Here is an 11,536-nt window from a genome sequence, read left to right on the forward strand (position 1 = left end):
GCCTCAATGAAAAACGCCGCCCTGATGGGCGGCGTTTTCAGTTACACGGTATGCAGGTACCAGTTGTACTCGAGGTCGGAGATCGAATGCTCGAACTCCTCCAGCTCGCTTTCCTTGCACGCGACGAAGATGTCGATGTACTTCGGATCGATGTACTTGTTGAGGATCTCGCTGTCGTCCAGCTCACGCAGGGCATCGCGCAGGTTGTTCGGCAGGCTCTGCTCCAGCTGCTCGTACGAGTTGCCTTCGATTGGCGCGCCGGGCTCGACCTTGTTGGTCAGGCCGTGGTGCACCCCGGCCAGTACGGCCGCCATCATCAGGTACGGGTTGGCATCGGCGCCGGCTACCCGGTGCTCGAGGCGCACGGCATCGGCAGAACCGGTCGGCACGCGCAGGGCCACGGTGCGGTTGTCCAGGCCCCAGCTCGGCGCGTTCGGCACATAGAACTGCGCGCCAAAGCGACGGTACGAGTTGACGTTCGGGCAAAGGAACGCCATGGACGCGGGCAGGGTCTCGAGCACACCGCCGACAGCGTGACGTAGCGCGGCGTTCTGCTCGGGATCCTCGCTGGTGAAGATGTTGTTGCCATCTTTGTCCAGCACGGAGATGTGTACGTGCAGGCCGTTGCCTGCCTGGCCCGGGTAGGGCTTGGCCATGAAGGTGGTGTCCATTTCATGGTCGTAGGCGATGTTCTTGATCAAGCGCTTGAGCAGCACCGCGTAGTCACAGGCCTTGAGCGGGTCGGGGACGTGGTGCAGGTTGACTTCGAACTGCGCCGGGGCGCTTTCCTTGACGATGGCGTCGGCCGGAATACCTTGCTCTTTGGCACCTTCGAGGATGTCCTGCAGGCAGTCGGCGTATTCGTCGAGGTCGTCGATCAGGTACACCTGGGTCGACTGTGGGCGCTTGCCCGAGATCGGCGAGCGGGGTGGTTGCGGGCGGCCGTTCACGTTCTCCTGGTCGATCAGGTAGAACTCCAGCTCGAACGCGGCGCAGATGGTCAGGCCCATGTCGTCGAACTTGCTGACAACCTGACGCAACACTTCACGAGGGTCGGCGAAGAACGGCTCGCCTTCGATCTCGTGCATGGTCATGAGCAGCTGTGCGGTGGGGCGTTTCTGCCACGGCTCGTTGCACAGCGTGTCGGGGATTGGATAGCAGATGCGGTCAGCATCGCCGATGTCCAGGCCAAGCCCAGTGCTCTCGACGGTGGAACCGTTGATGTCCAGGGCGAAGAGGGAGGCCGGCAGGTTGATGCCTTTCTCGTAAACCTTGTGGAGGCTGGTGCGCTCTATGCGCTTGCCGCGCACCACACCATTCATATCTGCAATCAGAAGGTCAACGTAGAGAACCTCAGGATGTTCCTTAAGGAACGCGTTCGCTTCGTTAAGCTGAACGGCACGCGGGGGTACCGACATGATGCAACACCTTTGTTGTTAAAAATATCAATCAAGGGGGGCTTGCAGGACCAGTCAATCGAAAAGCCATACTGATGTCAAGCCAACCCCATGATGCCCTGAAATGGCACATCTACGGCAGATTTGCTGCATATCGGGGCGTGCCATTATCCGCTATTTACCGCTCAAAGGGCTATCTCAAGCTTGCCGTGTTTTATTTTTTACGGAGGTGTTGTGTAAAAAAATGAACAAGGCTAAGCTCGGTCACAACCCAAAACACAATAATACGAGGGTCATATGGTCCGCTTGTCGCGACCTGAAAGCGCTGCCTGCGCAGTGCAGTCGGGTACCCCTGTCGTTCATGAACGCACCGTCAACGGTGTGGCCGCCCTGGCCGCAATAATTGACGCTTGGCGCACCCGGACCTTCCCCCGTAGCGGCGTTGCGCTACTCGATTCGCCTTCCTGCCCTTCAAACTCATTACGGACACGCTTGGTTTCAGTGTATCCACTGTGCTCGTGCGTGGGGGTTTTTGCTTTAGCAATCTTCTCCATCCAGAATCAATGCGCGGACCACCTTACCTCCTGAGGTATTTATGAGTAACAACCTCGACCAGCTCACCGATTGGTTGAAAGAGCACAAGATCACTGAAGTCGAATGCATGATCAGCGACCTCACTGGTATCACGCGCGGCAAGATCTCGCCGACCAACAAGTTCATCGCCGAAAAAGGCATGCGCCTGCCCGAGAGCGTGCTGCTGCAGACCGTGACGGGTGACTACGTCGACGACGACATCTATTACGAACTGCTCGACCCGGCCGACATCGACATGATCTGCCGCCCCGACGAAGACGCCGTGTTCCTGGTGCCTTGGGCCATCGAGCCGACGGCGCAGGTGATCCACGACACCTACGACAAGAAGGGCAACCCGGTCGAACTGTCGCCGCGCAACGTCTTGAAGAAAGTGCTCAAGCTCTACGCCGACAAAGGCTGGCAGCCGATTGTCGCGCCCGAGATGGAGTTCTACCTGACCAAGCGTAGCGAAGACCCGGACTTCCCGCTGCAGCCGCCGGTAGGCCGCTCGGGTCGCCCGGAAACCGGCCGCCAGTCGTTCTCGATCGAAGCCGCCAACGAATTCGACCCGCTGTTCGAGGATGTCTATGACTGGTGCGAACTGCAGAAGCTGGACCTCGACACGCTGATCCACGAAGACGGCACGGCGCAGATGGAAATCAACTTCCGTCACGGCAACGCGCTGCACCTGGCCGACCAGATCCTGGTGTTCAAACGCACCATGCGCGAGGCCGCGCTCAAGCACAATGTGGCCGCGACCTTCATGGCCAAGCCCATGACCGGCGAGCCTGGCAGTGCCATGCACCTGCACCAGAGCGTGATCGACGCGGCCACCGGCAAGAACATCTTCAGTAACGAAGACGGCAGCATGAGCGAGCTGTTCCTGCACCACATCGGTGGCCTGCAGAAGTTCATCCCCGAGGCGCTGCCGCTGTTCGCCCCCAACGTCAACTCGTTCCGCCGCTTCCTGCCCGACACCTCGGCGCCGGTGAACGTCGAGTGGGGCGAGGAAAACCGTACCGTCGGCCTGCGTGTGCCGGATGCCGGGCCGCAGAACCGCCGGGTCGAGAACCGCCTGCCGGGCGCCGATGCCAACCCTTACCTGGCCATCGCCGCCAGCCTGCTGTGCGGCTACATCGGCATGGTCGAAGGCATCGAGGCCAGCGCACCGGTGCAGGGCCGTGGTTACGAACGCCGCAACCTGCGCCTGCCACTGACCATCGAAGACGCCCTGGAACGCATGGAAGTCAGCCGTGCGCTGGTGCAGTACCTGGGCAAGAAGTTCATCACCGGCTACGTCGCCACCAAACGCGCCGAACACGAAAACTTCAAACGCGTCATCAGTTCCTGGGAACGTGAGTTCCTGCTGTTTGCAGTCTGATCAACCCTGGTGCCGCAGGAGCGCGGCTGTCGGATAACGGAGAAGCACATGAGCGTCAAAAACCCGCAAACCCGTGAATGGCAAACCCTGAGCGGCGAGCACCACCTCGCGCCCTTCAGCGACTACAAACAGCTGAAGGAGAAGGGGCCGCGCATCATTACCAAGGCCCAGGGCGTGCATTTGTGGGATAGCGAGGGCAACAAGATCCTCGACGGCATGGCCGGCCTGTGGTGCGTTGCGGTGGGGTATGGCCGCGAAGAGTTGGTGCAGGCTGCCGAAAAGCAGATGCGCGAGCTGCCGTACTACAACCTGTTCTTCCAGACCGCGCACCCGCCGGCATTGGAGCTGGCCAAGGCGATCACCGACGTGGCGCCCGAAGGCATGAGCCATGTGTTCTTCACCGGTTCCGGCTCCGAAGGCAACGACACCGTGCTGCGCATGGTCCGTCACTACTGGGCACTGAAGGGTAAACCGCACAAGCAGACCATCATCGGCCGCATCAACGGCTACCACGGCTCCACCTTCGCCGGTGCGTGCCTGGGTGGCATGAGTGGCATGCACGAGCAGGGCGGCCTGCCGATCCCGGGCATTGTGCACATCCCGCAGCCGTACTGGTTCGGTGAGGGCGGGGACATGAGCCCGGACGCGTTCGGGGTGTGGGCCGCCGAGCAACTGGAGAAAAAAATCCTCGAAGTCGGCGAAGACAACGTCGCGGCCTTCATCGCCGAGCCGATCCAGGGCGCGGGCGGGGTGATCATCCCGCCAGAAACCTACTGGCCGAAGGTCAAGGAGATCCTCGCCAAGTACGACATCCTGTTCGTTGCCGACGAAGTCATCTGCGGCTTCGGCCGCACCGGCGAGTGGTTCGGCTCCGACTACTACGACCTCAAGCCCGACCTGATGACCATCGCCAAGGGCCTGACCTCCGGTTACATCCCCATGGGCGGTGTGATCGTGCGTGACACTGTGGCCAAGGTGATCAGCGAAGGCGGCGATTTCAACCACGGCTTCACCTATTCGGGCCACCCGGTAGCGGCCGCAGTAGGCCTGGAAAACCTGCGCATCCTGCGCGACGAGCACATTGTCGAGCAGGCACGCAACGAAGCGGCACCGTATTTGCAAAAGCGTTTGCGTGAGCTGCAAGACCACCCGCTGGTGGGTGAGGTGCGCGGCCTGGGCCTGCTCGGCGCGATCGAGCTGGTCAAGGACAAGGCGACCCGCAGCCGTTACGAAGGCAAGGGGGTGGGCATGATCTGCCGCAACTTCTGCTTCGAGAACGGCCTGATCATGCGTGCGGTGGGTGACACCATGATCATCGCGCCACCGCTGGTGATCAGCCATGCAGAGATCGACGAGCTGGTGGAAAAGGCGCGCAAGTGCCTGGACCTGACCCTCGAAGCGATCAGATGAGCACCTGCTAGGCTAGCGTTGTGACATTAGTTGGTTACAAGGGGCTGCTTTCCTTGAAACAGCGCCTTGTAACTTGCCAGACTAGCGACTGTTTCAGTCGCCCAGCGCGTGTACTGCGGGACCTGGCAGCTGAACGGATGGCTAATCAAAAAAAATCTGGAGCATGACGCATGAAGAAAATGGGCAAGACGTTGCTGGCCGCCGCCCTGATGGGTGCCATGGCGACCGCTGTTCAGGCTGATGACAAAGTACTGCACGTGTACAACTGGTCGGACTACATCGCCCCGGACACCGTGGCCAATTTCGAGAAAGAGACCGGCATCAAGGTCGTCTATGACGTCTTCGACAGCAACGAGACCCTCGAAGCCAAGTTGCTGGCAGGCAAGTCGGGCTATGACATCGTCGTGCCGTCCAACAACTTCCTGGCCAAGCAGATCAAGGCCGGTGTCTACCAGGAGCTGGACCGCTCCAAGCTGCCAAGCTGGAAAAACCTCGACCCAGCCCTGCTCAAGGCTGTTGGCGATGCCAGCGACCCAGGCAACAAATTCGCCTTCCCCTACATGTGGGGCTCCATCGGTATCGGTTACAACCCAGAGAAGGTCAAGGCCGCGCTGGGCGTCGACAAGATCGACTCGTGGGACGTCGTGTTCAAGCCTGAGAACATCGAAAAACTTAAAAGCTGCGGCGTGAGCTTCCTCGATGCACCGACCGAGATGATCCCGGCCGCGTTGCACTTCCTGGGCAAGCCGAGCGACAGCACCAAGAAAGAAGACCTGAAAGCCGCGGAAGATCTGTTCCTGAAGATTCGTCCGTCGATCACCTACTTCCATTCCTCCAAGTACATCTCTGACCTCGCCAACGGCAACATCTGCGTGGCTGTGGGTTACTCGGGTGACCTGGAGCAGTCCAAGGCCCGTGCCCACGAGGCCGGCGACAAGGTCAAGCTGAGCTATGTCATTCCGAAGGAAGGTGCCGGCACCTTCTATGACATGGTCGCCATTCCGAAAGACGCCGAAAACGTCGAAGCTGCCTACACGTTCATGGAATACCTGCTGCAGCCGAAAGTGATGGCCGCCATCACCAACGCCGTGCGTTTCCCGAACGGCAACATGGCGGCGACCGAGTTCGTCGACAAGGACATCACCAGCGACCCGGCCATCTACCCGTCTGATGCAGTGAAGGCGCAACTGTACGCCATCAAAGCGCCAGAGAAGGCCGCCCAGCGCGACATCACCCGCAGCTGGACCAAGATCAAGTCGGGCAAATAAGCCTGATGCGACACCTCTGGGCCGGGCTTTACCGGCTCAGAGGCAGTGAAAGGCAATTGTTGATTGCGGCATCGAAGCTGCGAAGGTAAGTTGCGCGCCGGTTTTGCGTGTGCGGCCACATTGCCGCTACCCATGCACTGATTGTGAGGACCACCCACTTGTCTATTTCTGTATTACGCAAGGCCTTGATGGCTGGAGCGGGCCTGACGCTGGCATGCAGCGTCCAAGCGGCGCCTACGGTGCATTTCTACAACTGGTCCGATTACATCGGCCCAACCACACTCGCGGACTTCGAGAAGGCAACGGGTATCAAGCCCGTGCAGGACGTTTTCGATTCCAACGAAACACTGGAAGGCAAGCTGCTGGCCGGTAACACCGGTTATGACGTCGTCGTGCCGTCCAACCATTTCCTCGGCAAGCAGATCAAGGCGGGCGCGTTCCAGAAGCTCGACAGGAACCTGCTGCCCAATTATGCCAACCTGGACCCGGCGCTGATGAAGCGCCTCGAGAAGAATGACCCGGGCAACCAGTACGCCGTGCCTTACCTGTGGGGCACCAACGGCATTGGTTACAACGTAGAAAAGGTCAAGGCTGCGCTGGGCGTCGACACTATCGATTCCTGGGCTGTGTTGTTCGAACCCGAGAACATGAAGAAGCTCTCCACGTGTGGTGTTGCCTTCCTCGACTCGGCGGACGAAATGCTCCCGGCGGTGCTCAACTACATGGGGCTGGACCCCAACAGCAGCAACCCCGACGACTATAAAAAGGCCGAGAAGAAGCTGCTGGCGGTACGCCCGTACGTGACCTACTTCCACTCGTCCAAGTACATCACCGACCTGGCCAACGGCGACATCTGCGTCGCGGCGGGCTTCTCGGGCGATATCTTCCAGGCCAAGGCCCGTGCGGAAGAAGCCAAGAAGGGTGTGAACTTGGCTTATGCGATTCCCAAGGAAGGCGGCAACCTCTGGTTCGATGTACTGGCGATCCCCAAGGACGCCAAGAACGTCAAAGAGGCCCATGCCTTCATCAACTATTTGCTGAAACCTGAGGTTATCGCCCAGGTCAGTGATTACGTCGGTTACGCCAACCCGAACCCCAAGGCTGGCGACCTGATGGACCAGGCCGTGAGGACTGACGCCGCGGTTTACCCACCGCAGGAAGTGCTGGACAAGATGTTCGTCAACGCTGAGTTGCCACCCAAGGTGCAACGTCTGATGACCCGTAGCTGGACCAAGGTCAAGTCGGGCAAGTAACAATCCAGGCCCGCCGCGGCCCTCTGCAGAACAGGTTGCGCGGGCACACAAATCTTGTTGGGAGTTTCACTCATGGCAGTTGCCTCCGGTGCCTATAAGAAAGCCCTCGAGGGTGGCCAGCAACCCAAGCAGGTGCTGGTCAAGATCGACCGGGTCACGAAAAAGTTCGACGAAACGGTAGCTGTGGACGATGTGTCCCTGGAAATCCGCAAGGGCGAGATCTTCGCCCTGCTGGGTGGCTCCGGTTCCGGCAAATCGACCTTGCTACGTATGCTGGCCGGTTTCGAACGGCCGAGCGAAGGGCGGATCCTGCTCGACGGCGTCGACATCACCGACATGCCGCCCTACGAGCGGCCGATCAACATGATGTTCCAGTCCTACGCGCTGTTCCCGCACATGACCGTGGCGCAGAACATCGCCTTCGGTCTGCAGCAGGACAAGTTGCCCAAGGCCGACGTCGACGCCCGCGTGGCCGAGATGCTCAAGCTGGTGCACATGACCCAGTACGCCAAGCGCAAGCCGCACCAGCTGTCTGGCGGCCAGCGCCAGCGTGTGGCCCTGGCCCGCTCGCTGGCCAAACGGCCGAAGCTGCTGTTGCTCGATGAGCCGATGGGCGCCCTGGACAAGAAGCTGCGCTCGCAGATGCAGCTGGAGCTGGTGGAGATCATCGAACGCGTGGGTGTGACCTGCGTGATGGTGACCCACGACCAGGAAGAGGCCATGACCATGGCCCAGCGCATCGCCATCATGCACCTGGGCTGGATCGCCCAGATCGGCTCGCCGGTGGACATCTACGAGACCCCGACCAGCCGCCTGGTGTGCGAATTCATCGGCAACGTCAACCTGTTCGAAGGTGATGTAGTCGACGACGCCGAAGGCCACGCGATCATTGCCAGCCCTGAGCTGGAGCGCAAGATCTACGTCGGCCACGGCATCACCACGTCGGTCGAAGACAAACACATTACCTACGCGCTGCGCCCGGAAAAAATGCTGGTCACTACCCAGCAGCCGACCTGCGAGCACAACTGGTCGCGCGGCAAGGTCCACGACATCGCCTACCTGGGCGGCCACTCGGTGTTCTACGTCGAGCTGCCGAGCGGCAAGATCGTCCAGTCGTTCGTGGCCAACGCCGAGCGCCAGGGCACGCGTCCGACCTGGGGCGATGAAGTGTACGTGTGGTGGGAAGACGACAGCGGCGTGGTACTGCGGTCATGAAACTGCGCAAGCTCAAGCGAGCCTTCCAGCGCTTGATCCCTGAGGGGCGGCACCTGGTGATCGGTGTGCCGTTCATCTGGCTGTTCCTGTTCTTCATGCTGCCGTTCTTCATCGTGTTGAAGATCAGCTTTGCTGAAGCCGACGTGGCGATCCCGCCGTATACCGAGATCTACAGCTACGTCGAAGACAAGATCCAGTTGGTGCTCAACCTGGCCAACTACGGGCTGTTGACCGAGGACGAGCTGTACATCTCGGCCTACCTCGGCTCGTTGAAGATGGCCTTCATCAGCACCCTGCTGTGCCTGTTGATCGGCTACCCGATGGCCTATTCCATCGCCAATGCCCGCAAAGAGTCGCAGACCGTGCTGTTGCTGCTGATCATGATGCCGACCTGGACGGCGATCCTGATCCGCGTCTACGCCTGGATGGGCATCCTCAGCAACAACGGGCTGCTCAACAGCTTCCTGATGTGGCTGGGGCTGATCGACCAGCCGTTGCAGATCCTCAACACCAACCTGGCGGTGTATATCGGCGTGGTCTATTCGTACCTGCCGTTCATGATCCTGCCGCTGTACGCCAACCTGGTGAAGCATGACCCGAGCCTGTTGGAAGCTGCATCGGACCTGGGTTCTAGCACCTTCAACAGCTTCTGGAAGATCACCGTGCCGCTGTCCAAGAACGGCATCATCGCCGGCTGCATGCTGGTGTTCATCCCGGTGGTGGGTGAGTTCGTGATCCCGGAACTGCTGGGCGGCCCGGAAACCCTGATGATCGGTAAGGTGCTGTGGCAAGAGTTCTTCAACAACCGTGACTGGCCGGTGGCGTCCGCGCTGGCGGTGGTGATGCTGGCGATCCTGATCGTGCCCATCCTGCTGTTCAACCGCAGCCAGGCCAAAGAGATGGAGGGCAGGGCATGAAGCGTTTCAGTTTCTCCAAGCTGATGCTGGTGCTCGGCTTGCTGTTCATCTACCTGCCGATGCTGATCCTGGTGATCTACTCGTTCAACGCCTCCAAGCTGGTGACGGTGTGGGGTGGCTGGTCGGTGAAGTGGTACGTCGGCTTGCTCGACAACACCCAGTTGATGGGGTCGGTGATGCGCTCGCTGGAGATCGCCTGCTACACGGCGGTGGCGGCGGTGGCGTTGGGTACCCTGGCGGCCTTCGTGCTGACCCGGGTCACTCGCTTCAAGGGCCGTACGCTGTTCGGTGGCCTGGTCACCGCGCCGCTGGTCATGCCTGAGGTGATCACTGGTCTGTCGCTGTTGCTGCTGTTCGTGGCCATGGCGCAGATGATCGGCTGGCCGCAGGAGCGTGGCATCGTCACCATCTGGATCGCCCACACCACGTTCTGTGCGGCGTATGTGGCGGTGGTGGTGTCGGCGCGGCTGCGTGAGCTGGACCTGTCGATCGAGGAAGCGGCGATGGACCTGGGTGCCAAGCCGTGGAAGGTGTTCTTCCTGATCACCATCCCGATGATTGCGCCTTCGCTGGCGGCGGGCGGCATGATGTCGTTCGCGCTGTCGCTGGACGACCTGGTGCTGGCCAGCTTCGTGTCCGGGCCTGGCTCGACCACCTTGCCGATGGAAGTGTTCTCGGCGGTGCGCCTGGGCGTGAAGCCTGAGATCAACGCCGTGGCCAGTTTGATCCTGCTGTCGGTGTCGCTGGTGACGTTCATGGTCTGGTTCTTCAGCCGCCGTGCTGAAGAGCGTCGTCGCAAGGCGATTCAGCAAGCAATCGAGGAAGGTGCAGCGGCGAACGTGTCGCAGCCACAGGTCAAGCGTCCGACGGCTGCTGCAGCGTCGGCCTGACCCGGTTTGGGGCCGCTTCGCGGCCCCTCAATCCGGCCAATGCCAAGCCGGCTCATCCAGCATCCCCTGCCCGACGATCACAGTCTGCCCCAGCTCTTTCGTCAGCCTTATGGCATTGCACCCCTCATCCTCTCCCAGCGCCGCCACCAACCGCGGGGCATGCGATACCACCCACACCTGGCACTGCTGCGAAGCCCGCCGGATCAGCCGCGCCAGCGCCGGTAGCAAGTCGGGGTGCAAGCTGGTCTCCGGTTCGTTGAGCACCATCATGCTCGGCGGGCGCGGTGTTAGCAGGGCTGCCACCAGCAGCAGGTAGCGCAAGGTGCCGTCGGACAGCTCGGCGGCACTCAACGGCCGCAACAGCCCTGCCTGCTGAAAGCGCAGGCTGAACAAGCCACCCGGTGTCGCCTCGATGCCCACCTGTGAGCCAGGGAAGGCATCGCTGACCGCCGCCTGCAGCGCCTCGAAATCGCCGATCTCCTTGATGGTCTGCAACGCCGCCGCCAGGTCACGGCCATCGTGGTGCAGCACAGGCGTGCGGGTGCCAAGGCGCGCTTGGCGTGCCGGTGCCTCGGGGTCGGTACGGAAGTGATCATAAAAGCGCCAGCTGCGGATCTGCTCACGCAGGTGCAGCACTTCAGGTGAACCCTGCACGCTACCGACCTGGTCGAACAGGCTGTCGAACTCGGTCATGTGCTGGCTCATGACCTGCCACTGGCGCCCCTCGCGGGCGCGCACCATGGCCGCGCTGCGCTCCACCAGCAGGCTGGCGGGGCGGCAGACCGGGCCCGCCCAGATCGCTTCATGCTTGATCTGCGGGTCCAGGGAAAACTTCGACTGGCTTGGCTCCGGCAGCCCAAGGCCAATGGCATAACCGAAATCTTCATCGGTGAAGCCCATTTTCAGGCGCCGTACCTGCTGGCGCGGCCCACCTTGCACCGGCACCTCGCCCTTGAGCATACGCCGGCTGAGTTTTTCTGGCCCGGCATGGAACGTGGATTCCAGCCCACCCTCGGCGGCCAAGGCATTGACCACCCCGCCGCGCGCTGTCTCGGCCAGCAGGCGCAGGGCCTTGTACAGGTTGGACTTGCCGCTGCCATTGGCGCCAGTAATCAGGTTCAGCCGACCCAGCGGCATCACCAGTTGGTTGATCGAGCGGTAGTTGGCGATGGCCAAGGTTGTGAGCATGGGGCGCTTCCGTGTGCGGGCGAACAGGCAGTATCGCTGTTTGC

The 11,536-nt window shown here is 61.1% G+C and carries 9 protein-coding genes; 7 read left to right on the plus strand and 2 right to left on the minus strand.

Annotated elements, in window-relative coordinates; translation table 11 throughout:
• Positions 1-41: 41 nt before the first annotated feature.
• Positions 42-1,418, minus strand: coding sequence for a glutamine synthetase family protein (locus tag HU766_RS13850; RefSeq protein ID WP_186657692.1), 1,377 nt, complete (start codon positions 1,416-1,418; stop codon positions 42-44).
• Between the two features lie 574 nt (positions 1,419-1,992).
• Between HU766_RS13850 and HU766_RS13855 the strand changes: the two genes are divergently transcribed.
• From HU766_RS13855 to HU766_RS13885, 7 genes are all read left to right on the plus strand, one after another.
• Positions 1,993-3,351 carry a glutamine synthetase family protein gene (locus HU766_RS13855; protein ID WP_033702137.1) on the plus strand — a complete coding sequence of 453 codons (1,359 nt, stop codon included), beginning with the start codon at positions 1,993-1,995 and terminating at the stop codon, positions 3,349-3,351.
• A 48-nt stretch (positions 3,352-3,399) separates the two neighbouring features.
• Positions 3,400-4,761: an aspartate aminotransferase family protein gene (locus tag HU766_RS13860; protein ID WP_033702135.1), complete on the plus strand. Its 1,362-nt coding sequence runs from the start codon at positions 3,400-3,402 to the stop codon at positions 4,759-4,761.
• Between the two features lie 170 nt (positions 4,762-4,931).
• Positions 4,932-6,029, plus strand: a complete 1,098-nt coding sequence (locus tag HU766_RS13865; protein WP_186657695.1) for a polyamine ABC transporter substrate-binding protein — start codon at positions 4,932-4,934, stop codon at positions 6,027-6,029.
• 158 nt (positions 6,030-6,187) lie between these two features.
• Positions 6,188-7,282, plus strand: a complete 1,095-nt coding sequence (locus tag HU766_RS13870; protein ID WP_186657698.1) for a polyamine ABC transporter substrate-binding protein — start codon at positions 6,188-6,190, stop codon at positions 7,280-7,282.
• Between the two features lie 72 nt (positions 7,283-7,354).
• Positions 7,355-8,497, plus strand: coding sequence for a polyamine ABC transporter ATP-binding protein (gene potA, locus HU766_RS13875; RefSeq protein WP_033702130.1), 1,143 nt, complete (start codon positions 7,355-7,357; stop codon positions 8,495-8,497).
• A 35-nt stretch (positions 8,498-8,532) separates the two neighbouring features.
• Positions 8,533-9,414, plus strand: a complete 882-nt coding sequence (locus HU766_RS13880) for an ABC transporter permease subunit (RefSeq protein WP_177326479.1) — start codon at positions 8,533-8,535, stop codon at positions 9,412-9,414.
• Positions 9,411-10,304 (plus strand): ABC transporter permease subunit, encoded by an 894-nt coding sequence (locus tag HU766_RS13885; protein ID WP_033702126.1) that lies wholly within the window; start codon positions 9,411-9,413, stop codon positions 10,302-10,304. Before HU766_RS13880 ends, HU766_RS13885 begins: the two co-directional genes overlap by 4 nt.
• A 27-nt stretch (positions 10,305-10,331) precedes the next feature.
• Here HU766_RS13885 and HU766_RS13890 read toward each other — a convergent pair whose 3' ends face one another.
• Entirely contained in the window at positions 10,332-11,492 is a 1,161-nt protein-coding gene (locus HU766_RS13890) for an AAA family ATPase (RefSeq protein WP_186657700.1), read from the minus strand.
• Positions 11,493-11,536: the final 44 nt, after the last annotated feature.

Origin of the sequence: Pseudomonas sp. SWRI77 (assembly GCF_014269105.1) — a bacterium.
Classification (GTDB): Bacteria; Pseudomonadota; Gammaproteobacteria; order Pseudomonadales; family Pseudomonadaceae; genus Aquipseudomonas; species Aquipseudomonas capeferrum.